We start from the raw sequence: 23,848 nt of genomic DNA, 5'->3' as shown, positions 1-23,848 counted from the left end.
ATGACCATGGCCAAGCGCGACACCTATACGCCCGATTCGCTGCTCGCGGTCGCCGTCGAGGTGTTCATCGAGCGCGGCTACGACGGCACCTCCATGGAGCACCTCTCCCAAGCGGCCGGCATCTCGAAGTCCTCGATCTACCACCATGTCCGCAGTAAGGAAGAGCTGCTGCGCCGCGCCATAAGCCGCGCCCTGGACGGGCTCTTCGGTGTGCTGGCGGAGCCGGGCGCCCTTCAGGGGCGGGCGATCGAGCGGCTGGAGCATGTCACCCGGCGCGTGGCCGAGGTGCTGATGGACGAACTCCCCTACGTGACGCTGTTGTTGCGGGTGCGCGGGAACACGGACACCGAGCGGTGGGCCATGGAGCGCCGCCGGGAGTTCGACCACAAGGTCTCGGACCTGCTCAAGCAGGCCGCCGCCGAGGGCGACCTCCGGGACGACGTGGACATCCGGCTGGCCACCCGTCTGCTCTTCGGCATGATCAACTCGATTGTGGAGTGGTACCGGCCGGGGCGGGGCGGCGCGGTGAGCCGTGACGAGGTGGCCGAGGCCGTGGTGCGCACGGCGTTCTCGGGGCTGCGCAGGCCCTGACCTGCGGCGGCGCCGGTCTGCGAGCCGCCGCCGGGTGTAGGAACCTTTCACCGGACGCGCTCCGGGTCCGCCGTCCCGCAGGCCTCTGCGCCCGGCGCGGCCGTCCTGGACGCGCCGTACGGGTCAGTCGTCCTCGGGGCCGAGGTCGGTCTCCTCGAACACCAGCAGGGTACGGGTGCTGAGCACCTCCGGTATCGACTGGATACGGGTGAGGACCAGCTCCCGCAGCTCCCGGTTGTCCTTGGTGTGGACCAGGAGCAGCACATCGAAATCGCCGCTGACCAGCGCGATGTGGGTGGCCCCCGGCAGCGCCGTGAGCTGCTTGCGAACGGTTCGCCAGGAGTTCTGCACGATCTTCAGCGTGATGTATGCCGAGGCACCCTGACCTGCGCGTTCCTGATCGATGAGGGCGCTGAAGCCGCGGATCACACCGTCGTCGATCAGCCGGTTGATCCGTGCGTAGGCGTTGGCGCGCGAGACGTGCACCCGCTCGGCCACGGAGCGTATCGAGGCCCTGCCGTCGGTCTGCAGCATGCGCAGGATCGAACGGTCGATGGTGTCCAGCGGGCGCGCGGCCGGCGGTGGCGGAGCGGGGGCGGGCGCCGCGGGCGGCTGCCCGCTGGAACTGGCCATCTGTTCGTCCGGCATATGGTCCCGCCTCCCCTTCGTGGACGCCCTGCCTTCATCTCAAGCTGTGGAGAACCGTTTGTCCACAGGCTGAGCCCGCCTGTAGCCAAAATGCATCGGCGACCGAACAATCGGTAGGGCAGGGCGGTACCCGCCCTGGCCGATTCCATCCTGCCCACCCGCCGTCCGCCCACCACCCACATGCGGCGCATCGCGCCACCCCTTCGATCCGAGGAGGTGCTCGACATGACGGTCCTTGAGCAGCCAGGCAGCAGCAGGAACAAGAGCAGCCTGGCCGGGCCCCCGCCCACCTGGCGGCCGCGCGTCGACCCCGCGCCCCTCCTGCCCGACGAGGAGCCGTACCGCCTCCTGGGTACGGATGCCGCGGCCCGGCTCGACTCCGGACTGCTGACCCGGCTGTACACCCAGCTCGTGCGCGGCCGCCGGTACAACGCCCAGGCCACGGCCCTGACCCGGCAGGGACGCCTGGCGGTCTACCCGTCGTCCACGGGCCAGGAGGCCTGCGAGGTCGCCGCGGCGCTCGCCCTCGAAGAGAGGGACTGGCTCTTCCCCAGCTACCGCGACACCCTCGCCGCCGTGGCCCGCGGCCTTGACCCCGTACAGGCGCTGACGCTGCTGCGCGGTGACTGGCACAACGGCTACGACCCGCACGAACACCGCATCGCCCCCCTGTGCACGCCGCTCGCCACCCAGCTCCCCCATGCGGTGGGCCTGGCGCACGCCGCCCGCCTGAAGGGCGACGAGGTGGTGGCGCTGGCCATGGTGGGCGACGGCGGCACGAGCGAGGGCGACTTCCACGAGGCGCTGAACTTCGCGGCGGTGTGGCAGGCGCCGGTGGTCTTCCTCGTCCAGAACAACGGCTTCGCGATCTCCGTGCCGCTGGCCAAGCAGACCGCGGCGCCGTCCCTCGCCCACAAGGCGGTCGGATACGGCATGCCGGGCCGCCTGGTCGACGGGAATGACGCGCCCGCCATGCACGAGGTGCTGACCGAGGCCGTGGAGCGCGCCCGCAGGGGTGGCGGTCCCACCCTCGTCGAGGCGGTCACCTATCGCATCGAGGCACACACCAACGCCGACGACGCCACCCGCTACCGCAGCGATGCCGAGGTGGAGACCTGGCGGGCCCACGATCCGATAGCCCTTCTGGAACATGAGCTGGCAGCCCGCGATCTGCTCACCGACGCATTCGTCGGTGCCACCCGCGACGGCGCAGAGGAGCTGGCCGCCGACCTCCGGGAGCGGATGAACGCCGACCCGGAGCTGGACCCGATGGATCTGTTCACCGACGTATTCGCCGAGCAGACCAGCCAACTGCGCGCCCAGGCGGCACTGCTGCGCGCCGAGCTGGACGCCGAGGCCAACGGACACACCGAGGAAGCAGCGGGTGCCGAAGGCTCCGCCGAGGAGGCCAGGCCATGACGACCACCGCCGCTCCGGCGACCGCGCGCAAGCCCGCCACCATGGCGCAGGCGCTGACCCGCGCGCTGCGCGACGCCATGGCCGACGACCCGTCCGTGCATGTCATGGGCGAGGATGTCGGCGCCCTCGGCGGCGTCTTCCGGGTCACCGACGGCCTCGCCAAGGAGTTCGGCGAGGACCGCTGCACCGACACCGCGCTCGCCGAGGCCGGCATCCTGGGCACCGCCGTCGGGATGGCGATGTACGGGCTGCGACCGGTCGTCGAGATGCAGTTCGACGCCTTCGCCTATCCCGCGTTCGAGCAGCTGATCAGCCATGTGGCCCGGATGCGCAACCGCACCCGCGGTGCGCTGACGATGCCGCTGACCATCCGCATCCCGTACGGCGGCGGCATCGGCGGCGTCGAGCACCACAGCGACTCCTCCGAGGCGTACTACCTCGCCACCCCCGGGCTCCAGGTCGTCACCCCGGCGACCGTCGAGGACGCCTATGGGCTGCTGCGCGCCGCCATCGCCTCCGACGACCCGGTCGTCTTCCTGGAGCCCAAGCGCCTGTACTGGTCCAAGGCCGACTGGTCGCCCGACGCGCCCACCGAGGTCGCGCCCCTGGGCCGGGCCGCGGTCCGGCGCCGCGGCAGCAGCGCCACACTGATCACGTACGGCCCGTCTCTGCCGGTCTGCATGGAGGCCGCCGAGGCCGCCGTCGCCGAGGGCTGGGATCTGGAAGTGGTCGATCTGCGCTCGTTGATGCCGTTCGACGACGACACGGTCTGCGCGTCGGTGCGACGGACCGGACGGGCCGTGGTCGTCCATGAGTCCAACGGGTTCGGCGGTCCCGGAGGGGAGATCGCCGCACGGATCACCGAGCGCTGCTTCCACCACCTGGAGGCGCCGGTCCTGCGTGTCGCCGGCTTCGACATCCCCTACCCGCCGCCCATGCTGGAGCGGCACCATCTGCCCGGCGTGGACCGGATCCTGGACACCGTCGCCCGCCTCCAGTGGGAGTCGGACTGGACCGAGGGACGTGGTGAGTGATGGCCGTGGTCCGCGAATTCACCCTGCCCGACCTGGGGGAAGGCCTCACCGAGGCGACGATCGTGCACTGGATGGTCGAGGTCGGCGAGGTGGTGGCCATCGACCAGCCGGTGGTGGAGGTCGAGACCGCCAAGGCGATGGTGGAGGTGCCGTGCCCGTATGGGGGCGTGGTGACCGCCCGCTTCGGCGAGGAGGGGGAGGAAGTCCCGGTAGGGGCACCGCTGGTGACGGTCGCGGTGGGGGCCGTGCCCGATGACCTGGCGGGGATGGGTCCCGGGACGGGGCCCGGCGGGGCGGGCGCGGCACATGCCGCACCCGATGCGGGGCCTTCGGCGACGGCTTCCGCCGGTGCCTCCGGCCCGGCAGCCGACGGCTCGGCGGATGCCGGATCCGGGAACGTCCTGGTCGGGTACGGCACGAGCGCGGCGGCGGCGCGGCGGCGCCGGATCCGTCCGGGGAGCGGGACGGGCCCCGTGGCGGGAGCGCCGCGGACACCCGGAGCAGCGGACGGCTCGGCCGGAACCGGGGTGGCACACGGTGCGCCTGCGGGTTCAGGGGCGACCGGTGCCAGGGCGGCCGCTGTGGGGGCGGCCGGCACCACCGGGGCGAACGGCTCGGTCGGAGCGGCTGTGGCGGACAGCACGGCCGGGGCCGGGGCGGCGGAGGCCGACAGTCGTACGGCGGCCGTCATTTCCCCGCTGGTGCGTCGGATGGCCCGGGAAAACGGTCTGGATCTGCGGGAGTTGACGGGTTCCGGACGGGACGGGCTGATTCTCCGTACGGATGTCGAGTGCGCGATCCGGGCCCGGCAGGAGCGGGAGACCGCGGGCAGGGCCGGGGCGGTCACCTCGGCGGGTGCCCAGGGGATGAGCGGCGCCACGGGGATCGTCGGTGCGGGCATGACGGGCGCGGTGGGGGCCGCGACCACCGCCGGAACCGTGCGGGCCCCCGGGACCACGGGAGCCGGTGCCGCGGCGGGCGAGGAGCGGATCCCCCTGCGGGGCATGCTCGGTGCGGCCGCCGAGAAGTTCAGCCGCAGCCGTCGGGAGATCCCGGAGGCGACCTGCTGGGTGGACGCCGACGCCACCGAACTCCTCGCCTCCCGTAGAGCGATGAATGTTCCGGGCGCTCCCAAGGTATCGCTGCTCGCCCTGCTGGCGCGGATCGCCACGGCCGCGCTCGTACGGTTCCCCGAGCTCAACGCCACCGTCGACACCAAGGCCCAGGAGATCGTCCGGCTGCCCGCCGTCCATCTGGGCTTTGCGGCGCAGACCGATCGCGGTCTGGTCGTGCCGGTCGTACGGGACGCCCACGCCCGTACGGTCGAGGAACTGTCCGCCGAGATCACCCGGCTCACCGAAACCGCCAGGGCCGGCGGGCTCTCCCTGGCCGAGCTCACCCATGGCACCTTCACCCTCAACAACTACGGCGTCTTCGGCGTCGACGGCTCCACGCCGATCATCAACCACCCCGAGGCGGCGATGCTCGGCGTCGGCCGGATCACCGCCAAACCGTGGGTCCACGAAGGGGAGCTGGCCGTCCGGCAGGTCGTCCAGCTCTCGCTCACCTTCGATCACCGGGTGTGCGACGGCGGCACCGCCGGAGGCTTCCTGCGGTATGTGGCCGACTGTGTGGAACAGCCTGCGCTGTTGCTGCGGGGGTTGTGACCCCGGTGAGGCCGCGCAGGCAGGGGCAGCCGGGGGTGGCCGTGAGCCGGTGGCGGCGGTGCACGTGGTGACGGCGACAGCGGCTGTGAGGCGGTGAAGGTGGTGACCGTCGAAAGGCAAGTGGCAGCCGCAGCGCAGGTGGCAGGTGCGCCGCCGTACCTGTGGCCGTCGTGTCCGCTGTGGCGGAGCTGACAGCTGCCGCGGATCCGGCACCGGTGTGATCCACTCACCCCCGGCGATACTCAAGGGGTGGACGACCTCACCGACTACGACACCATCGTGCTGGCCGGCGGCGCGGCCCGGCGGCTCGGCGGGGCGGACAAACCCGCCCTGTCCGTCGGCGGCCGCCCCCTCCTGGACCGGGTGCTCGCCGCTTGCCCCGACGCGGCGATCACGGTCGTCGTCGGCCCGCACCGCCCGACCACCCGCACCGTCGTCCGCGCCCTCGAGGACCCGCCCGGCGGCGGCCCGCTCGCCGCACTGGACGCCGGCCTGCGGCACACCACCGCCCCCACGGTCCTCGTCCTCGCCGCCGATCTCCCGTTTCTCACCGCCGCGACCGTGTACACCCTGTTGGCGGCGGCGACGGAAACGTCCGCTGCCGCCGCGCCGGACGGCGCTTCCGCGGGCCACGACGAGGGTGCGTCCCACGACGGCGCCGCGCCCCGTGACGAGTCCGCACGGCCCGGCACCGACGCCACCCGCGACGGGGCGATGCTGCGGGACGCCTCGGGCCGGGACCAGCCGCTGGTGGCCGCGTACCGGGCCGAGCCGCTGCGCCGTGAGCTGGCGCGGGTACGGGCCGCACACGGCACGCTGGCCGGTCTGCCGCTGCGTGCGCTGGTGAACGGGCTGCAGCTCGAACGGGTCCCGGACGCCACCACCACGGCCTCCTTCGACTGCGACACCTGGGAAGACATCAGCGCGGCACGCGCCCGTATCAGGGAGCATGGAAACGTGTTGGATGAATGGATCACCGCAGTCAAGGCCGAACTGGGCATCGAGCTCGATGTCGACACGGCGGCGCTTCTCGATCTCGCGCGGGACGCGGCGCACGGGGTGGCCCGGCCGGCCGCACCGCTGACGACCTTCCTGATCGGTTACGCGGCGGGCCGGCAGGGCCGGGACGTGCAGGAACTCACCGAACGGGCTGCCGCGCTGGCCAACCGCTGGGCCGCGGAGGCCGAGCAGTCCGCCGGCCCGGCCGATGCCGGCGGCGGCACGGGTGCCGGAACGAAGCCCGCCGAATGACCTACGGGGAGTTCGACGACGATTTCGGCGAGGAGCCCGACGGCATGGTGGGCAGGACGAGGAGCGAGGCAGCGGGCGAGGCGTCCGGCGATCCCTTCGAGGAGGCGCTCGCGCTGGCCAACGCGACGGCGCCGGTGCGCGGGCGGCCCGCGGCCGAGGGCGGCGCCGAGCCCCTGACCGTCAGGGTGCCGCACGCGACCCGCGAGACCGCGGCCGCCCACTCCTCCACCACGGGAGGCGGCGGCGACATCCCCTACACGCCGGACGACCCCTTCTCCCTCGACGACCCCGCCGCCTCCGGGAACAGCACCTGGCGCTCCTCCCGCCCCTCGTGCTCCTCCAACTCCTCCCGCTCCTCGGGCCCCGACCGCTCCTCCGACCCTGCCGGCCGCGAAAGCCCCGAAACCCTCGAAGGCCCCGCGGCTCCCACCGGCCCCGGCCACCACCCCACGGTCGCTGCGGGCGCCCTCCCCTGGCACACCGCCCGGGAGATCGCCGAGCGCGCCGTACCCGGTCCGCCCGCGCCCGAGACCTCGGCGCTCGGCGACGCGCTCGGCCGTACGCTCGCCGCCCCCCTCGCCGCGCTCACCGATCTGCCGTCGTTCGACACCTCGGCGATGGACGGCTGGGCGGTGTCCGGCCCCGGTCCCTGGCGCCTCGACCACCCCTCCGGTACGGCCGAGGACGGCGCCCCTCCCGGCATCCTCGCCGGTCACAGCCCTGCCGAGGTTCTCCGCGACGGCCATGCGATCCCGATCGCCACCGGTGCGCGGGTGCCGTCCGGTGCCACCGCCGTGCTGCGCAGCGAGCACGGCGAGGTCCGTGAGCTGAGTGACGGCGGACGACGGCTGTACGCCCCGCGGCCCGCGCCGCCCGGTCAGGACATCCGCCCGCGGGGCCAGGAGTGCCGGCGCGGCGACCAGTTGCTGCCCGCCGGTGCCCTGGTGACCCCCGCCGTCCTCGGCCTGGCCGCCGCCGCCGGCTACGACGAGCTGACTGCGTACCCCCGGCCCCGCGCCGAAGTCCTTGTCCTGGGCGATGAACTGCTGGACCACGGTCTGCCCCAGGAGGGCCGGATCCGGGATGCGCTCGGCCCGCTGCTCGCGCCGTGGCTGCATGCGCTGGGCGTCGAAGCGGCCGCGCCGCGCCGTCTCGCCGACGACGCCGACACCCTGTACGCCGCCATTGCCCAATCCACCGCCGACGTGGTGATCACCACCGGCGGTACCGCCTCGGGCCCCGTCGACCATGTGCACCCCACCCTGCGCCGGCTGGGGGCCGAGGTGCTGGTCGACGGCGTCGCGGTACGCCCCGGCCACCCCATGCTGCTGGCCCGCCTGGCCCCGCACCGGCATCTCGTCGGCCTGCCCGGCAACCCGCTCGCCGCCGTCTCCGGCCTGGTCACGCTCGCCGAACCACTGCTCCGTACGCTCGCCGCCCGCCCTCCCGGCGCGCCGTTCCGTGCGCCGCTGGCCGCCCCCGTCCACGGGCATCCGCAGGACACCCGGATCGTCCCGGTGACCTACCGCGAGGACGACCGGCACGGTCTGATGGCGATGCCGCTGCGCTTCCATGGACCGGCCATGCTGCGCGGTATCGCCGCCGCGGATGCGCTGGCCGTCGTCCCGCCCGGCGGCGCGGAGCGCGGCACCGAGCTCGAACTCCTGGAACTTCCCTGGTCGGCGGGCTTGTCGGTAGGCTGGTCCCCGGGCCCGTCGACGGGCTGGACCGCCCCCGGGAGCGCGTAGAAGAGGGGGCACCGGCCGCCATCGCACCCGCCGTCATGTCGCTCTCGCCGTCCGCCGGGTCCGCGTCCCTTCGCATCCTCGGCCGCGGCTACGTCAACTGCTCGGCACCGCCTGCCGGATGGTGATCACGCGGTCGGTGAGTTCGAGGGTCGCGGCCTGCGGATCCCCGTAGTTCAGCACCCGGTGCCCCCGTACGACGGCCACCACCAGGTCGTCGAGCTCGCGCGGGGAGCGGCCCGCTTCGCTCTTCGTAACCGGCCGTTCGTCGAGGTCCAGCCCGCTCCCGTAGGTCAGCAGATCCTCCAGGACCGTGCCGACGTACGGGCTGGACATGGACATCCCCAGCAGCCGGCCCGCCGCGCTGGAACTCGTGATGACCATGTCGGCGCCGCTCTGCTTCAACAGCGGCACGTTCTCGTCCTCCCGTACCGCCACCACGATGGAGGCGTGCTTGTTGAGCTGCCGTGCCGTCAGCGTGACCAGGGCCGCGGTGTCATCGCGCTGGGTGGCCACGACCACGCGCGCGGCACGCTGCAGCTCGGCCCTGGTCAGGGTGTCGGAGCGGGTCGCGTCTCCGTGCACGCCCACGAAGCCGTCGATGCTCGCGGCATCCACGACGGACTTCTGCGGGTCGACGACGACGATCTTCTCTTTCGGGACGCCCTGGCCGATCAGGGTCTCGATGGTGTGGCGGCCCTTCGTCCCGTACCCGATGACGACGACGTGATCTCGCATGCGGGACCTCCAACGATGAATGCGTACCTGGTGCCGGGTGCGTGCGGTGAGGACTTCGAGCGTGGTGCCGACCAGGATGATCAGGAACAGTACGCGGAGCGGCGTGATGACCAGGATGTTGATCAGTCGTGCGCCGTCGCTGACCGGGGTGATGTCGCCGTAGCCGGTGGTCGAGAGGGTGACCGTCGCGTAGTAGGCCGCAGCGAGGAAATCGACCTCGCCGTGGGCGTTGTCGCGGTATCCGTCACGGTCGAACCAGACGAGCAGCGTCGTGAGGGCCAGTACGCCGAGCGCCATCACCAGCCGTCGCAGGACCTGTTGGAGCGGCGGCGCCATGCCCTGGGCGGGCATGACGATGGACCGGCCGGCCTCGGTGTCGTCCTTGGCCTCGGTCCGGGTACGGGACCAGAGCGAGCGGAGGATGGAGAATCTGCCGGTGCCGCGGCGCGGTTGCTGCTCGTCACTCATCCGGTCGGCGCTCCCCGAACGGCTTGAGCGGCGGCGGTCTGTGAAGGTGTCATGCCTCCCATGCTCCGCGATTCCGGCACCCGTGGGTGCGGGGCCGCGGCGGGAGTCGGCGGCCGGTGGCAGGACGCCGCTGCACCGGCCGGAGAGCGAGCCGTCGTCTTGAGCATGGGGCGTTGATATCCCGGCGGAGGGGCGGGCATGGGCCCGTGCCGGGTCGCTCACCCGGTGGAGTGGCAAGTCGTACCGGGGGAACGAAACCCCGCCCGGAGCGCCGCTCCGTGACCCGGAACCGCCGCAACGTGATCCGCCGGGGACTCCGCCGTCGGCGTGCCGCTTGCCGCGCACCGAGGTGTCCCGGTGCGCGTCCCCCATGCATATCCGCACTTCAACCGGGGGCCGGTGGCCGACCCGGAGGTGGCCGTGGGACCCCGCACCGTCGCTCTGCGCGCGGACGACGAGTAGCCTCGCGCCCATGCGAGCGATCACTATCCCGGAGCCCGGTGGCCCCGAAGCACTTGTCTGGGCGGACGTGCCCGATCCGCAGCCCGCCGAGGGCGAGGTCCTGGTCGAGGTCGCGGCGAGCGCCGTGAACCGCGCCGACCTGCTCCAGCGTCAGGGCTTCTACGACCCGCCGCCCGGGTCCTCCCTGTATCCGGGGCTGGAGTGCTCGGGGCGGATCGTCGATATCGGCCCCGGCGTGCACGGCTGGGCCGTCGGTGACGAGGTGTGCGCGCTGCTGGCGGGCGGTGGCTATGCGGAGAAGGTCGCCGTCCCGGCCGGGCAGCTCCTGCCGGTGCCGAGCGGCCTGGACCTGATCTCGGCCGCCGCGCTGCCCGAGGTGACCTGCACGGTCTGGTCGAACGTCTTCATGATCGCGCACCTGCGGCCCGGCGAGACGCTGCTCGTCCACGGCGGTGCCAGCGGCATCGGCACCATGGCGATCCAGCTCGCCAAGGCGGTCGGTGCGCGGGTCGCGGTCACCGCGGGCGGTCCCGAGAAGCTGGCCCGCTGTGCCGAGCTGGGCGCGGACATCCTCATCGACTACCGCGAGCAGGACTTCGTCCAGGAGATCCGCAAGGCCACCGACGGCAAGGGCGCGGACGTCATCCTCGACATCATCGGAGCGAAGTACCTGCAGCGGAACATCAAGGCGCTGGCGGTCAGCGGACGGCTGGCCATCATCGGGCTGCAGGGTGGGGTGAAGGCGGAGCTGAATCTCGCCGCCCTGATGGCGAAGCGCGCCGCGATCACCGGTGCCGGGCTGCGTGCCCGCCCGCTGAACGAGAAGGCAGCCATCGTCGCCGCCGTACGGGAGCACGTCTGGCCGTTGATCAGCAACGGACAGGTGCGGCCGATCGTGGACCGTACGCTCCCGATGTCCGAGGCCGCCGAGGCGCACCGCGTCGTGGACGAGAGTGCGCATGTCGGCAAGGTCGTCCTGACGGTCTGAGCCGACCGCCACGCTGCTCCCGTGGCCGCCGCCTGGGTCCGCCCCTCCCGCGTTCCGTCAGGTAACCCGCCTGATATGTCCGAGATGCCGTGAATCTCATCACATGTGACGCTGAGGAGGTCACTCGACGGCTCGGCACGGGAGGGGCACTGTGGTCGCTCCAGGTTTCCGTTCGCGCATTGCCACCGGTCTGTTGGTGGCCGCCGTCGTCCTGCCCGTGCCGATAGGGGCGACCTCGGCGGCGGCTGCGGACCGGCGGGTCACGCCGGTCGACCGTCCCCCGCACTTCGTCCACCCGGGCGATCAGCCGGAGGACGACTTTGTGCAGGAGGTAGCAGGGGCCGAGGACTACGGGCTCGATGGTTACAGCGACGACGACTTCGCGGCCGACCGTCGCCCGGTCGACGGCCGGGGTGGCGAAGCGGGCCGGAGGCGCCATGGCCACGGCCATCCGGGTGCCCCGGCGCGCTTCCCGGAGCTGCCGCCGCGCTTCCCCGGCATGTCGGATGCCTTCTCGGGCTTCCCGCACAGGTCTCCGCACCACCACTTCGCCGGGCCTCGTGGGAGCGGACGGTGGCACCACCGTCCGCATCACCCGTTCAGCCCTGCCTTCGTCGGGCCGGACGGCCCGTCGTACCCCCTCCCGGGGCCCGACTACGGCGGCGCGGACTTCCCGCAGCGCGGTCACCACGGGCCGCCCGGAGGGGCGGGCTCAACCGACGCCGACCGCGCGTACCCGCTGCCCGGTCGGCACGCCCCCGCGCCGAAGCACCCCAAGCCCTCGGCGTCCGCATCCCCTGCGACAGAGGGGAGCCCGGCACGGTCGTCGTCCTCGCGTCGCCTCAATGTCGCGGACCGGCTCAATGAGCGCCCCTACGAGGCGCTGCCGCCGCTCCCGACCCCTGCCGCCCCGAAGAAGGAGACGCGCTCCGCGCCGGACAGCACGGATGGTGATGAGGCCGCCACGACGAGTCCTTACGCCATGGAATCCCCGGGCGAGCCGGTCGAGCGGGTCCTTCCGATGGGCGCCGGCCTCGCTCTCACCGGCCTGGGGCTGGCCTTCTTCGCCCTTCGCATGCGACGGAGCTGATGGCGCTGGTTTCACGTGAAACGGTGGGAATGCGTCGTTTCACGTGAAACCGCGGCAGCCGAGACGGCCCAGAAGGGTGGATCACCTTCTCTCAGGGGCACCACCTTTCATGACCTTTCGTACGAGAGAATGGCGGCATGGATATGCCGATGAATGAACGGTCGCAGGAGAATCCGCACGTCCTGGTGGTCGGCCCGGACGGCATGGCGCTCGGCAGCACCGGCTCCGGTGGCGGGGGCGAAGACGGCGAGAACCGTGAGACCCCCGTGACGGACATGGTCGAACAGCCTGCGAAGGTCATGCGCATCGGCAGCATGATCAAGCAGTTGCTGGAAGAGGTGAAGTCCGCGCCTCTGGACGAGGCGAGCCGGGTCCGGCTCAAGGAGATCCACGCCAGCTCGGTCAAGGAGCTGGAGGACGGGCTGGCGCCCGAGCTGGTCGAGGAGCTGGAGCGCCTTTCGCTGCCGTTCACCGAGGAATCGGTGCCGACGGATGCGGAGCTGCGGATCGCTCAGGCTCAGCTGGTGGGCTGGCTGGAGGGCCTTTTCCACGGCATCCAGACCGCACTGTTCGCCCAGCAGATGGCCGCTCGCGCCCAGTTGGAGTCGATGCGCCGTGCGCTGCCGCCCGGCGCCGTTCCGATGGACGCCGAGGAGGGCAACCTCGGCCAGGGCGGTGCCCGTTCGGGCCCGTACCTCTGATTTCAGGTTCGATAATTCAGGTCCGCATTTCTCACTTCCAGGAACGTCGCGGTCGAGCCGGCGCATCACCGAGGAACAAGCAGAAAAAGAAAGGGGCCGGCACGCATTCCGCGTGCCGGCCCCTTCGCCGTATCCGGGAGGCCCAGGGCCTCTGCCGTCAGCCGCTACGGCCGGTCGAGACGGTCAGCTCGATGGTCGCGCCCTTGCTCGGGTACCACCAGCTGATGGCGGCCGGAGTCTGATCCGTGACGGTGTTCTTGCCCCAGATCGAGCTGTCCTCCTGCCCGACGATCTTGTACTTCCAGCCGGCGGCCTCGATGCACTTCTTCACCGAGTCCAGGTTCTTGAAGCGGAACGAGGGCACGAGGATCTTGCCCTTGTCGCTGTAGCTCTTGGTCGGGTTGGTGCACTCGGACGTCAGGATCGTCGCCGTCTTGTCCTCGGGCCGGACGCTCTCGGTGGGCGACGCCGACGTGGAGTCGGAGTACGCCGAGGTCGGCGTGAGGTCGCCGCCCTCGGCATCGCTGGAGCCCGCGCTCAGACCGATACCGATGGCGATCGCGGTCACCACGATCACGCCGACTATCGCCGAGACGACGATCACCGCGGTGTTGCTCTTCCGTCGGCCGGGGCCACCGGCCGACGGCATCGAGGCCGTCACGGGCGGGGGCGGGGTGTACGCCGGCTGGGGCTGGAAGCCACCCGAGTTGTAGGGGGCGGGCCCCGGAACGGGACCCGGGCCCGGAATGGGACCCGGCAGGGGCGTCGGATAGGCGTTGTTCGGCGGCGGCGGGGGCGTCGAGGGCCCAAACCCGGCCGCCTGCGTCGGCTGGTACGGCTGCTGGATGCTCGGCGGAACCGGGGTCTGCGGGTTGCCGGAGGCGGTGGGGAACACCGCGGAGGAGACCGACGAGCCGCTGGTGCGCGCCCGCGGGCCCTCGCCGATGATCAGTGGCGTGGCACCGGACTGCCCGGACCCGACGATCCGCAGGCACTCGTCCCGCATCGCCTCGGAGGTGGGGAACCGCTCGTTCGGATTCTTCTTCAGCGCGCGGGCCACCAGCGCGTCCACGGCCGGCGGCAGCGAGCTGTTGATGCTCGACGGGGCCGGGGGCTCTTCCTGCACGTGGGCGTAGGCGATCGCGAGCGGGGAGTCCGCGTCGAACGGCAGCTGGCCGGTCAGCAGCTCGAAGAGCATGATGCCGACGGAGTAGAGGTCTGAGCGGGCGTCCACACCGCGGCCGAGGGCCTGCTCGGGCGACAGGTACTGCGGCGTGCCGACGACCATGCCGGTCTGCGTCATGGACGTGACGCCGGACTGCATGGCGCGGGCGATGCCGAAGTCCATGACCTTGACGACGCCACGCTTGTTCAGCATGACGTTTCCGGGCTTGATGTCCCGGTGGACCAGGCCCATTTCGTGGCTGACCTCGAGCGCGGCCAGCACATCGGCCGTGATCTTCAAGGCCTTTTCCGTCGGCATTGCGCCATGCTGGGCAATGTCGGTGTCCAGATCGGAGCGCAGCGGCTGGCCCGCGACGTACTCCATGACGATGTACGGCACCATGCCGCCGTCGAGCTCGTCCTCGCCGGAGTCGTAGACCGAGACGATATTGGTGTGCGTGAGTTTCGCCACGGACTGGGCCTCACGCCGGAAGCGCTCACGGAAGGCCTGCTCGCGGCCGAGCTCGGTGTGGAGGGTCTTGATCGCGACTTCGCGGTCCAGCACGCTGTCGTAGGCGAGGTGCACGGAGGCCATGCCGCCGGCGCCCAGAAGATCACGAAGCTGGTAACGTCCTCCGCCGACCGAACGGCCCTCGAATTGGCCCTGAGCGCCGTCCTGGCTCATCGTTCCGCTTCCCCCTAGCGCAATACCCGTACGTATAGCGATCAAAATCTGGAATTCTGCAGCCAAGTCTGCCCCAGGCCTCGGACACGTCAAGCTGTGTGCCCGTTCCGTGACCAGATGTGCAAGATCCCGTCACGGCCTTGAGGCTTTTGCGTGCCCGATTACCCCAGGTGAACTTGCAGGCTTTCGCTTCCGCCAGGTTTGATGGCCGGTCCACGACGGACCGGCGAGTGCCGCGGAGCCTGTAGCGTGCTCTAGCGAAGACCGATGACCTTACCGCTCTCATGCGGATCGATTCGACGGCGAGGACCGATGGCACCGACGCAGAGCCCCCAGGGCCCGTCCGATCCTGACGCCACCGGCTCCAATATCCCCGACGCACCGGAGATGTGGGGCAACGGCGGGCTGGTCGGCGATGGCCGCTACCGGCTCACGCGACGGCTCGGCCGCGGCGGAATGGCGGAGGTGTTCGCGGCCGAGGACGTACGTCTCGGCCGGACCGTCGCCGTGAAGCTGCTGCGCTCCGACCTCGCCGAGGACCCGGTCTCCAAGGCCCGCTTCACGCGTGAGGCGCAGTCCGTGGCCGGGCTGAACCACCACGCGGTGGTGGCCGTGTACGACTCGGGCGAGGACCTGGTCGGCGGCAACACCGTGCCGTACATCGTGATGGAGCTGGTCGAGGGCCACACCATCCGCGATCTGCTGCTCAACGCCGACGCCCCGCCGGCGGACCAGGCACTGATCATCGTCTCCGGTGTGCTGGAGGCGCTGGCCTACAGCCACCAGCACGGCATCGTGCACCGTGACATCAAGCCCGCGAACGTGATCATCACGAACAGCGGGGCCGTCAAGGTCATGGACTTCGGTATCGCCCGTGCGCTGCACGGCGCGCAGTCCACCATGACCCAGACCGGCATGGTCATGGGCACCCCCCAGTACCTCTCTCCGGAGCAGGCGCTCGGCAAGACCGTCGACACCCGCTCCGACCTCTACGCCACCGGCTGTCTGCTCTACGAACTGCTCACGCTGCGGCCGCCGTTCACCGGTGAGACCCCGCTGTCGGTCGTCTACCAGCACGTCCAGGACATGCCGGTGGCGCCGTCCGAGGTCGCCGACGCGGTGCCGCCGGAGCTGGACGGCCTGGTCATGCGGTCGCTGGCCAAGGACCCCGACGACCGGTTCCAGTCCGCCGAGGAGATGCGCGGCCTGGTCCAGTACTCGCTGCAGATGCTGCACGAGCAGGGCGGTCACACCGGCACCTGGAGCACCGGCCCGGTCGCGCTGCACGAGGGCGGTCACGCCTCGCCCCTGGGGACCGCGGCCACCACCGCGCTGCCGCACCCCGACGCCGGGCACACCACGGCGCAGCCGATTCTGACGCCCGGGATGCGGCCCGACGACGGCGGCTTCGAGGGCGGTACCCGGCCCGGCAAGGGCGGACGCGGCAAGATCTGGCTGATCGCGGCGCTCGCGGTGATCGCCATCGCCGTGGGTGTGGCCTTCGCGCTGCAGAACACCAGTGGTCAGGGCAAGAAGCACGACACTCCCACCACCCAGTCGCCGACGCCGACGAAGGACGACAAGGCGAGCGAGGAGCCGTCGGAGGAGCCGACCACTCCGGAGACCGAGCCCGACGACACCGGCAGCGACGACAACACGTACAGCACGCCGCCCACCGCGCAGCCCAGTACGCCGGAGACCTCGGCGCCGCCCACCTCGCAGCCGTCGACGTCGCAGCCGCCGACGTCCGCGCCGCCCACGGACACCGGCGGGACGTCCGACGGGGGTCCCACGGACGGGGGCACCGACAACGGGGGCACCGACAACGGCGGCACCGACAACGGCGGGGCGACCGCCGGTGCGGACGGCGGGCCCGCCGCAGGCGGCACGGACGCCGGCACCACCACGCTCGGCTCGAACGGCTGACCGGAGCGCCGCCCCGCTTCAGCGGGTGAAGGCGTTCCGTACGGCCCGGTACTCGCGGGTCCACCACACGGCCAGGGCGGCCGCCGCCGGGAACTGTGGATCGGTGCGGCGGTCGCCCAGCTGGTAGCGCCAGGTGAGCATCCAGAAGTCGTTCAGCCGCTCCCACCACACCCGGTGGACGGCCGCCGCGAGCTCCTCGGGGCCGGCGCCGCAGGTCCTGCGGTAGGCGGCCGCGTACGCCGCCACCTTCGCCAGGTCCAGCGTGCCGCAGGGGCGGACGAAGAAGATCGCGGCGGCGCGCACCGCCTCCTCGGCGCGGGGCTGGACGCCCAGCCGGTCCCAGTCGACGATCGCGGTCGGTTCCGCGTCGCGGTAGATCACATTCAGCGGATGGAAATCACCGTGCACCCAGCCCGCCGGGGGCTCCGCGCCGGGGGCCGGACGGTGGTGCGCCAACTGCGCCAGCAGGGTCCGGCGCTCCAGCAGACGGTGCTCGGCGAGTTCGTCGAAGCTGGTGCGGGGCCGGGCGCCGCGGGCCAGGGCCAGCAGCTCCTCGATCATCTCGAAGGTCCGCTCGGGATCGGCCCCGGCATCCGCGCAGGGCGGCCGGGGCGGATGCGGCTCGTCGGCCATGACCTGCTCCAGCGTGGTATGGACGAGCCCGAGCAGGGCGCCGAGCTGCCAGGACTGGCCACGGGTCAGCGCCGCGCCGCCCAGGTGCCGGCCTTCGACCCAGGGGTGCAGGGCGTAACAGCGGCCGTCGAGGACGGTGACGGTCCGCCCGTCCGCGTCGGTGACGGGCGGGGCGACCGGCAGGCCGAGCGCGGCGAGCCGGTCGGTGGCGCGGTGCTGGCGGGTGAGGGCCGCGCGGTCGCCGTCGAGATGGTGTTTGAGGAAGTAGCGGCCGCGGGTGGTGGCGAGGAAGTAGCCGTGGTTGAGCAGGCCCTCGGCGACGGGCTCGCAGGACAGCGGCGCGCCGGCGCCGGTGTAGTGGCGGAGCAGAGATCCGAGGGTGTCTTTGTCGGGCGTTGCCGCCGTCCGGACTACAGATGAGCGCAGCACGCGCCAGATGTTAGATCAACTGCGCCCGTCGGAGTGGGTGTATCGGAAAGCCTTACGCAGAGTGCGCATAGCGGAAGACGGGCACATCGGTGAGGCAGTGCAGGGCCACGAACTCCGGCTCGATGCGCAGGAAGACCGGGTCGAAGGGGGCGCCGTCGGCCAGCAGGGGGGTGCGGCCGAAGAGCTCGCGCTCGGCGGGGGTGGGCTCGATGACCCGGGCCGTGCCGGTGAACTGCACCGACCATGTGTCGCACTCGCCGCTGTTGACGTTGTCTGCCTCGTAGGCGACCACGCTGCCGTCCAGGGCCTGGTGGTAGCCGTAGCCGCGGTGCAGCCGCAGGACCAGGCACCCGTCCAGGACGAGGTGGCGGGTGACGGTGGTGAAGGGCAGTGCCCGCCGACTGGCCGAGACGCGCCCGTAGGGCGTGCGGCTCAGCAGCTCGATGGCACGGTAGTTGTCGGTGGACATGGGAACCACCTTGCCGGGAGGGTCAGGTCGGCAAGTAGGGGCCAGCAGCCCCGGGGAACCGGGGCGATGGTCCTGAATCGCCACGAACCGGGCGCCGCGGCCGGCTCTTCTTCAGTGCCGCTCCGCCTGCAGCCGCGCGACGTACGCGGCGGCCTGCGAGCGGCGCTCCATGCCGAGCTTGGACAGCAGGCTGGAGACGTAGTTCTTGATCGTTTTCTCGGCGAGGTGGAGCCGTTCGCCGATGACGCGATTGGTCAGCCCCTCGCCGATCAGATCGAGAATTCTGCGTTCCTGGTCGGTGAGGCTCGCCAGCCGGTCGTCGCTCTTCGTGGCGTTGCCGTCGCGCAGCCGCTCCAGCACCCGGGCGGTCGCCACGGGGTCGAGCAGAGATTTCCCGGCCGCCACCTCGCGTACCGCGGAGAGCAGCTCATTGCCCCGGATGGCCTTGAGGACATATCCGGCCGCACCGGCCATGATCGCATCGAAAAGGGCCTCGTCGTCCGCGAACGAGGTGAGCATCAGGCATTTGATGTCCTCGTCCTGCGAACGGATCTCGCGGCAGACCTCGACGCCGCTCCCGTCCGGCAGCCGGACATCGAGCACCGCGACGTCCGGGCGGGTCGCTGGGATCCTGACCAGGGCATCTGCGGCGGTACCCGCTTCGCCGACCACCTCGATGTCGTCCTCGACGGACAGCATTTCGTGAACGCCGCGCCGGACAACTTCGTGGTCGTCGAGCAGGAATACCGTGATTTTTCCGTCTTCGCGCACCACACCAGTCTCACACATCAACCCTTCCCGTGCTCCAGGTCAGCGATATAACGTGCCGTTGTCCCGGCGGCCTGCAACGCTGTGACCAGGAGTTGTTCCAAGCCTTAGCGATTTACTTGGAAATCCAAGCAAAATCGCAGGTCAGCGCCGTTTCCACTTCGGCTTTGACAATGGGTAACGTGCAATGAGCAGGCCACCTCCGGGAGCTTTGTTCCACCCGGATCCGGCCGCGTTCGCACACACCCCGTGCGCCGTATCGGATACCGGGTGAGCCGCAATACGGCCACCGGCGGACCCCGGGGGTCGGACAGACGGAGGAGCAGCACGTGACCGTGGAAGGCACTGCGCAGCGGAAAAACGCCCGCGGCAGCAGCAAGCGCACCACCGCCAAAAAGGCGACGTCGGCCAAGAAGGCGTCCCCGGCCAAGGCCCGGAACTCCGGTCGGCCCGAGCAGGCGGAGCAGGACCAGCTCGTACAACTGCTGACCCCCGAAGGGAAGCGGGTCGAGCACCCGGATTACTCGATCGATCTTTCCGCCGACGAGCTGCGCGGGCTCTACCGCGACATGGTGCTGACGCGGAAGTTCGACGCCGAGGCGACCACCCTCCAGCGCCAGGGCGAACTGGGTCTGTGGGCCTCGCTGCTGGGCCAGGAGGCCGCCCAGATCGGTTCCGGCCGCGCGCTGCGCGACGACGACTACGTCTTCCCGACCTACCGCGAGCACGGTGTGGCGTGGTGCCGTGGCGTCGACCCGACGAACCTGCTGGGCATGTTCCGCGGTGTCAACCACGGTGGCTGGGACCCCAACAGCAACAACTTCCACCTCTACACCATCGTGATCGGTTCGCAGACGCTGCATGCGACCGGCTATGCGATGGGTGTGCAGAAGGACGGCGCGGATTCCGCGGTCATCGCCTATTTCGGTGACGGCGCCTCCAGCCAGGGAGATGTCGCGGAATCCTTCACCTTCTCCGCGGTCTACAACGCCCCGGTCGTGTTCTTCTGCCAGAACAACCAATGGGCGATTTCCGAACCCACCGAGAAGCAGACCCGGGTGCCGCTCTACCAGCGCGCCCGCGGTTACGGATTCCCCGGTGTACGGGTCGACGGCAATGACGTACTGGCCTGCCTCGCGGTGACCAAGGCGGCGCTGGAGCGGGCGCGCACCGGCCAGGGCCCGATGCTCGTCGAGGCGTTCACCTACCGCATGGGCGCGCACACCACCTCGGACGACCCGACGAAGTACCGCGAGGACGAGGAGCGGGCGGCCTGGGAGGCCAAGGACCCGATCCTGCGGCTGCGGACGTACATGGAGGCCGAGGGCCTCGTCGACGAGGCCTACCTCGCCTCGATCGACGAGGAGAGCGAGGCCCTGGGCAAGCGGGTCCGCGATGCCGTGCGTGCCATGCCCGACCCGGACGACATGGCGATCTTCGAGAATGTCTATGCCGACGGGCATGCGCTCGTCGATGAGGAGCGCGCGCAGTTCGCCGCGTACCAGGCGTCGTTCGCCGACGCCGATGCCGCCGCGGAGGGGAACTGACCATGGCCGTCTTCGAGAAGATCACCATCGCCAAGGCGATCAACGAATCGCTGCGTGCCTCCATGGAGGCCGACCCCAAGGTCCTCGTCATGGGCGAGGACGTCGGCAAGCTCGGCGGCGTCTTCCGGGTCACCGACGGGCTGCAGAAGGACTTCGGCGAGGAGCGGGTCATCGACACCCCGCTCGCCGAGTCCGGCATCGTCGGCACCGCGATCGGCATGGCGCTGCGCGGCTACCGCCCGGTCGTCGAGATCCAGTTCGATGGTTTCGTCTTCCCCGCCTACGACCAGATCGTCACCCAGCTCGCGAAGATGCACGCCCGCGCGCTGGGCAAGGTCAAGGTGCCGGTCGTCATCCGCATCCCGTACGCGGGTGGCATCGGCGCGGTCGAGCACCACTCCGAGTCCCCCGAGGCCCTGTTCGCGCATGTCGCGGGACTCAAGATCGTCTCTCCGTCGAACTCCTCCGACGCCTACTGGATGCTCCAGCAGGCCATCGCGGGCGACGACCCGGTCATCTACTTCGAGCCCAAGCGCCGCTACCACGACAAGTCGCGGCTGGACACCGAGTCGATCCCCGACCCCCTGCACAAGGCCCGGATCGCCCGGACCGGCTCCGACCTCACCCTGGCCGCCTACGGCCCGATGGTGAAGGTCTGCCAGGACGTCGCCAATGTCGCGGCCGAGGAGGGCAAGTCGCTCGAGGTCGTCGACCTGCGCTCGCTCTCCCCGATCGACTTCGACACCGTGCAGTCGTCGGTGGAGAAGACCGGCCGGCTGGTCGTGGTGCACGAGGCCCCGGTCTTCTTCGGTGCGGGTGCGGAGATCGCCGCCCGGATCACCGAGCGGTGCTTCTACCACCTGGAGGCCCCGGTCCTGCGGGTCGGCGGGTTCCATTCCCCGTATCCGCCCTCCCGTCTGGAGGACGAGTACCTCCCGGGGCTGGACCGGGTGCTCGACGCCGTCGACCGTGCGTTGGCGTACTGAGGGTTTGAGGAGAGTTCGTGACCATGACTGCAAGTACCGCCAACGCTCAGCGCTTCCGCGAGTTCAAGATGCCCGACGTGGGCGAGGGGCTGACCGAGGCCGAGATCCTCAAGTGGTACGTCCAGCCGGGCGACACCGTCACCGACGGCCAGGTCGTCTGTGAGGTCGAGACCGCCAAGGCCGCCGTCGAACTGCCCATTCCCTACGACGGAGTGGTGCATGAGCTGAACTTCGGCGAGGGCGTCACCGTCGACGTCGGCACCGTCATCATCTCCGTGGACACCGACCCCGGAGCCGGGCCCGCCGCGGCGCCGGCGGTGCAGGAGGCCGCCGCGTCCCAGGACGAGGACGCCGAGCCGCAGGGCCGGCAGGCGGTGCTGGTCGGTTACGGCGCCGGGCCGTCCTCGACCAAGCGCCGGGCGCGCAAGCCCCAGGCGGGGTTGCCGGCCCAGCCGGAGCCCGCGCGCACCGCGGTCCAGGCGGAGCTGAACGGGCGGGGCGCATCCGCACCGGCCGCCGCCCCCGTGATCGCTCCCGCCGCCTCCCCGGCCGCTCCCGTGACTCCGGTCGCGAACGGCACAGGGGCCGGGCACCTCGGCCGGCCGCTGGCCAAGCCGCCGGTGCGCAAGCTCGCCAAGGACCTCGGTATCGACCTGGCGGCAATCTCCCCGACCGGCCCGGACGGCATCATCACCCGCGAGGACGTCCATGCGGCCGCCGCGCCGTCCCCGGTCGCCCCGGGCGGAGTCGCTGCTCCGGTCTCCGCGGCCCCGGAAGCCGTCCCGGCCGAGCCCGGTCTCGTCGATGCCGCCGCGCGCGAGCGGCGGGTGCCGGTCAAGGGCGTACGCAAGGCCACCGCGCAGGCGATGGTCGCCAGCGCCTTCACCGCGCCGCATGTCACGGAGTTCATCACCGTCGACGTGACCCGCACGATGAAGCTGGTCCAGGAGCTCAAGCAGGACCCCGAGATGGCCGGGCTGCGGGTCAACCCGCTGCTGCTCGTCGCCAAGGCCTTCCTGGTCGCCATCAAGCGTCATCCGGAGGTCAACGCCTCCTGGGACGAGGCGCGGCAGGAAATCGTCTACAAGGACTACGTCAACCTCGGGATCGCGGCGGCCACTCCGCGCGGGCTGATCGTCCCGAACATCAAGGACGCCGGGGTCAGGACACTCCCCCAGCTCGCTGCGGAACTGGGCGATCTGGTCGCCACCGCCCGCGACGGCAAGACGTCCCCGGCGGCGATGACCGGTGGCACGGTCACCATCACCAATGTCGGCGTCTTCGGCGTCGACACCGGTACGCCGATCCTCAATCCGGGGGAGTCGGCGATCCTCGCCTTCGGTGCGGTCAAGCTCCAGCCGTGGGTCCACAAGGGCAAGGTGAAGGCGCGCCAGGTCACCACCCTCGCGCTGTCCTTCGACCACCGGCTTATCGACGGCGAGCTGGGCTCCAAGCTGCTCGCGGATGTCGCGGCCCTGCTGGAACGGCCCAAGCGACTGATCACCTGGGGATGAGCCAGGATGCGGAGCCGGGCGGTTCGGAGCGGTGTTTCACGTGAAACTCCGCCTCGGGACCGTCCGGGCCCCGTGGACGAGCATCCGCTCGCCCGCCCCGCGCCTGCGCTGCGGCCGTACGTCAGCGCGTACGCCGGATACCGGCAGGCCGGGGTCCCACCGGGTCGGCACCGTGGCCTTCCGTCGCCGCGGCTGACCCTGATCTTCACCCTCGACGAGCCGCTCACACTGGCCGGCCACCCCGACCCTGGGCAGGCTCCCGGCACCTACGGCGCTCTCCTCGGCGGTCTGCACACCCGCCCCGCGCTGATCACTCATCAGGGCCGCCAGTCCGGTATCCAGGTCGGTCTGCACCCGCTGGGCGCCCGTGCCTTGTTGGGGCTGCCCGCCGGAGAACTGGCGAGCCTCGACCTTCCCGCGGACGTGGTGCTCGGACAGCAGGGTACGGACGTGGGCGAACGGTTGCGGACGGCCCGCAGCTGGACGGAGCGGTTCGCGCTGCTGGACGACTTTCTGCTGCGCCGCCTCTCCCTGGGACCGGACGGCCCCGGTGCCGCGCCCGAGGTCGTCCGCGCCTGGCGGCTGCTGGCGCAGTCGCGTGGCACCGCGACGGTGGCGACGCTCGCCGAGGACATCGGCTGGAGCACGCGCCATCTGACCGCACGCTTCCGGCAGGAAACCGGTCTGACGCCCAAGACGGCCGCCCGCGTCATCCGCTTCGACCGGGCGCGGCGGTTGCTCGGTGCGGCGGCCCGCGCGGGCACTCCGCCGCCGCTGGCCCATCTGGCCGTGCGCTGCGGCTACTTCGACCAGGCCCACCTCGCGCGGGACTTCCGCTCGCTGGCCGGCTGCCCGCCCAGCCAATGGCTCGTCGAGGAGTTCCGAAACGTCCAAGCCCCCGGGGATGCCATCGAGGAATGCTGAG

General features: G+C 71.3%; 20 protein-coding genes. 14 read left to right on the top strand and 6 right to left on the bottom strand.

What is annotated here, in order from left to right:
* Complete coding sequence (locus Scani_RS35955; RefSeq protein WP_159481862.1) at positions 1-591, top strand: TetR/AcrR family transcriptional regulator; 591 nt, start codon at positions 1-3, stop codon at positions 589-591.
* 123 nt (positions 592-714) lie between these two features.
* Here Scani_RS35955 and Scani_RS35950 read toward each other — a convergent pair whose 3' ends face one another.
* Complete coding sequence (locus tag Scani_RS35950) at positions 715-1,239, bottom strand: Lrp/AsnC family transcriptional regulator (RefSeq protein WP_159481861.1); 525 nt, start codon at positions 1,237-1,239, stop codon at positions 715-717.
* Between the two features lie 225 nt (positions 1,240-1,464).
* On the opposite strand from Scani_RS35950, the gene pdhA (Scani_RS35945) reads away from it, so the two are divergent.
* From pdhA (Scani_RS35945) to Scani_RS35925, 5 genes are all read left to right on the top strand, one after another.
* On the top strand, positions 1,465-2,658 hold the full coding sequence (gene pdhA / locus Scani_RS35945; RefSeq protein WP_159481860.1) for a pyruvate dehydrogenase (acetyl-transferring) E1 component subunit alpha: 1,194 nt from the start codon (positions 1,465-1,467) through the stop codon (positions 2,656-2,658).
* Entirely contained in the window at positions 2,655-3,692 is a 1,038-nt protein-coding gene (locus Scani_RS35940) for an alpha-ketoacid dehydrogenase subunit beta (protein WP_159481859.1), read from the top strand. Before pdhA (Scani_RS35945) ends, Scani_RS35940 begins: the two co-directional genes overlap by 4 nt.
* Positions 3,692-5,359, top strand: a complete 1,668-nt coding sequence (locus Scani_RS35935) for a dihydrolipoamide acetyltransferase family protein (RefSeq protein WP_159481858.1) — start codon at positions 3,692-3,694, stop codon at positions 5,357-5,359. The genes Scani_RS35940 and Scani_RS35935 overlap by 1 nt, the downstream gene beginning before the upstream one ends.
* Before the next feature lie 249 nt (positions 5,360-5,608).
* Positions 5,609-6,610: a DUF6457 domain-containing protein gene (locus tag Scani_RS35930; RefSeq protein WP_159481857.1), complete on the top strand. Its 1,002-nt coding sequence runs from the start codon at positions 5,609-5,611 to the stop codon at positions 6,608-6,610.
* A complete protein-coding gene (locus Scani_RS35925; protein ID WP_159481856.1) occupies positions 6,607-8,358 on the top strand; it encodes a molybdopterin molybdotransferase MoeA in 1,752 nt (583 codons plus the stop codon). Before Scani_RS35930 ends, Scani_RS35925 begins: the two co-directional genes overlap by 4 nt.
* Positions 8,359-8,451: 93 nt before the next feature.
* On the opposite strand, the gene Scani_RS35920 is transcribed toward Scani_RS35925, so the two are convergent.
* The gene (locus tag Scani_RS35920; RefSeq protein WP_159481855.1) at positions 8,452-9,561 is read right to left on the bottom strand and encodes a potassium channel family protein; all 1,110 of its coding nucleotides are present in this window, start codon (positions 9,559-9,561) and stop codon (positions 8,452-8,454) included.
* 472 nt (positions 9,562-10,033) lie between these two features.
* On the opposite strand from Scani_RS35920, the gene Scani_RS35915 reads away from it, so the two are divergent.
* The 3 genes from Scani_RS35915 to Scani_RS35905 all read left to right on the top strand — a co-directional run bounded on the left by Scani_RS35915 (position 10,034) and on the right by Scani_RS35905 (position 12,802).
* A complete protein-coding gene (locus Scani_RS35915; RefSeq protein ID WP_159481854.1) occupies positions 10,034-11,011 on the top strand; it encodes an NAD(P)H-quinone oxidoreductase in 978 nt (325 codons plus the stop codon).
* Between the two features lie 151 nt (positions 11,012-11,162).
* Positions 11,163-12,101 (top strand): hypothetical protein, encoded by a 939-nt coding sequence (locus Scani_RS35910; protein ID WP_159481853.1) that lies wholly within the window; start codon positions 11,163-11,165, stop codon positions 12,099-12,101.
* Between the two features lie 137 nt (positions 12,102-12,238).
* The gene (locus Scani_RS35905; RefSeq protein ID WP_159481852.1) at positions 12,239-12,802 is read left to right on the top strand and encodes a bacterial proteasome activator family protein; all 564 of its coding nucleotides are present in this window, start codon (positions 12,239-12,241) and stop codon (positions 12,800-12,802) included.
* Positions 12,803-12,959: 157 nt separating this feature from the next.
* On the opposite strand, the gene Scani_RS35900 is transcribed toward Scani_RS35905, so the two are convergent.
* Positions 12,960-14,651, bottom strand: coding sequence for a protein kinase domain-containing protein (locus tag Scani_RS35900; protein ID WP_159481851.1), 1,692 nt, complete (start codon positions 14,649-14,651; stop codon positions 12,960-12,962).
* Between the two features lie 312 nt (positions 14,652-14,963).
* Here Scani_RS35900 and Scani_RS35895 point away from each other — a divergent pair, with 312 nt between their 5' ends.
* A complete protein-coding gene (locus Scani_RS35895) occupies positions 14,964-16,577 on the top strand; it encodes a protein kinase domain-containing protein (RefSeq protein WP_159481850.1) in 1,614 nt (537 codons plus the stop codon).
* 18 nt (positions 16,578-16,595) lie between these two features.
* On the opposite strand, the gene Scani_RS35890 is transcribed toward Scani_RS35895, so the two are convergent.
* The 3 genes from Scani_RS35890 to Scani_RS35880 form a co-directional block, all read right to left on the bottom strand.
* The gene (locus tag Scani_RS35890) at positions 16,596-17,639 is read right to left on the bottom strand and encodes a phosphotransferase (RefSeq protein ID WP_159481849.1); all 1,044 of its coding nucleotides are present in this window, start codon (positions 17,637-17,639) and stop codon (positions 16,596-16,598) included.
* Between the two features lie 52 nt (positions 17,640-17,691).
* Positions 17,692-18,108, bottom strand: coding sequence for a pyridoxamine 5'-phosphate oxidase family protein (locus Scani_RS35885; RefSeq protein WP_159481848.1), 417 nt, complete (start codon positions 18,106-18,108; stop codon positions 17,692-17,694).
* A 111-nt stretch (positions 18,109-18,219) separates the two neighbouring features.
* The gene (locus tag Scani_RS35880; protein WP_159481847.1) at positions 18,220-18,879 is read right to left on the bottom strand and encodes a response regulator; all 660 of its coding nucleotides are present in this window, start codon (positions 18,877-18,879) and stop codon (positions 18,220-18,222) included.
* Positions 18,880-19,205: 326 nt separating this feature from the next.
* Here Scani_RS35880 and pdhA (Scani_RS35875) point away from each other — a divergent pair, with 326 nt between their 5' ends.
* The 4 genes from pdhA (Scani_RS35875) (at position 19,206) to Scani_RS35860 (ending at position 23,847) form a co-directional block, all read left to right on the top strand.
* Positions 19,206-20,423 (top strand): pyruvate dehydrogenase (acetyl-transferring) E1 component subunit alpha, encoded by a 1,218-nt coding sequence (gene pdhA, locus Scani_RS35875; protein WP_159481846.1) that lies wholly within the window; start codon positions 19,206-19,208, stop codon positions 20,421-20,423.
* Positions 20,424-20,425: 2 nt separating this feature from the next.
* Positions 20,426-21,409, top strand: a complete 984-nt coding sequence (locus tag Scani_RS35870) for an alpha-ketoacid dehydrogenase subunit beta (RefSeq protein WP_159481845.1) — start codon at positions 20,426-20,428, stop codon at positions 21,407-21,409.
* Positions 21,410-21,432: 23 nt separating this feature from the next.
* The gene (locus Scani_RS35865) at positions 21,433-22,923 is read left to right on the top strand and encodes a dihydrolipoamide acetyltransferase family protein (protein ID WP_159481844.1); all 1,491 of its coding nucleotides are present in this window, start codon (positions 21,433-21,435) and stop codon (positions 22,921-22,923) included.
* 72 nt (positions 22,924-22,995) lie between these two features.
* Positions 22,996-23,847 (top strand): AraC family transcriptional regulator, encoded by an 852-nt coding sequence (locus Scani_RS35860; protein ID WP_159481843.1) that lies wholly within the window; start codon positions 22,996-22,998, stop codon positions 23,845-23,847.
* The last annotated feature ends 1 nt before the right edge of the window (position 23,848 follow it).

Source organism: Streptomyces caniferus (assembly GCF_009811555.1).
GTDB classification, from domain to species: Bacteria; Actinomycetota; Actinomycetes; order Streptomycetales; family Streptomycetaceae; genus Streptomyces; species Streptomyces caniferus.
The sequence above is the reverse complement of the archived record's forward strand: the minus strand, read 5'-3'. Positions and strand labels throughout refer to the sequence as shown.

What these genes read in the sequence shown, in the direction of transcription:
- Scani_RS35955 (WP_159481862.1), top strand. Translation starts at nt 1, where the DNA reads ATGACCATGGCCAAGCGCGACACCTATACGCCCGATTCGCTGCTCGCG.
- Scani_RS35950 (WP_159481861.1), bottom strand. Translation starts at nt 1,239, where the DNA reads ATGCCGGACGAACAGATGGCCAGTTCCAGCGGGCAGCCGCCCGCGGCG.
- pdhA (WP_159481860.1), top strand. Translation starts at nt 1,465, where the DNA reads ATGACGGTCCTTGAGCAGCCAGGCAGCAGCAGGAACAAGAGCAGCCTG.
- Scani_RS35940 (WP_159481859.1), top strand. Translation starts at nt 2,655, where the DNA reads ATGACGACCACCGCCGCTCCGGCGACCGCGCGCAAGCCCGCCACCATG.
- Scani_RS35935 (WP_159481858.1), top strand. Translation starts at nt 3,692, where the DNA reads ATGGCCGTGGTCCGCGAATTCACCCTGCCCGACCTGGGGGAAGGCCTC.
- Scani_RS35925 (WP_159481856.1), top strand. Translation starts at nt 6,607, where the DNA reads ATGACCTACGGGGAGTTCGACGACGATTTCGGCGAGGAGCCCGACGGC.
- Scani_RS35920 (WP_159481855.1), bottom strand. Translation starts at nt 9,561, where the DNA reads ATGAGTGACGAGCAGCAACCGCGCCGCGGCACCGGCAGATTCTCCATC.
- Scani_RS35915 (WP_159481854.1), top strand. Translation starts at nt 10,034, where the DNA reads ATGCGAGCGATCACTATCCCGGAGCCCGGTGGCCCCGAAGCACTTGTC.
- Scani_RS35905 (WP_159481852.1), top strand. Translation starts at nt 12,239, where the DNA reads ATGGATATGCCGATGAATGAACGGTCGCAGGAGAATCCGCACGTCCTG.
- Scani_RS35900 (WP_159481851.1), bottom strand. Translation starts at nt 14,651, where the DNA reads ATGAGCCAGGACGGCGCTCAGGGCCAATTCGAGGGCCGTTCGGTCGGC.
- Scani_RS35895 (WP_159481850.1), top strand. Translation starts at nt 14,964, where the DNA reads ATGGCACCGACGCAGAGCCCCCAGGGCCCGTCCGATCCTGACGCCACC.
- Scani_RS35885 (WP_159481848.1), bottom strand. Translation starts at nt 18,108, where the DNA reads ATGTCCACCGACAACTACCGTGCCATCGAGCTGCTGAGCCGCACGCCC.
- Scani_RS35870 (WP_159481845.1), top strand. Translation starts at nt 20,426, where the DNA reads ATGGCCGTCTTCGAGAAGATCACCATCGCCAAGGCGATCAACGAATCG.
- Scani_RS35865 (WP_159481844.1), top strand. Translation starts at nt 21,433, where the DNA reads ATGACTGCAAGTACCGCCAACGCTCAGCGCTTCCGCGAGTTCAAGATG.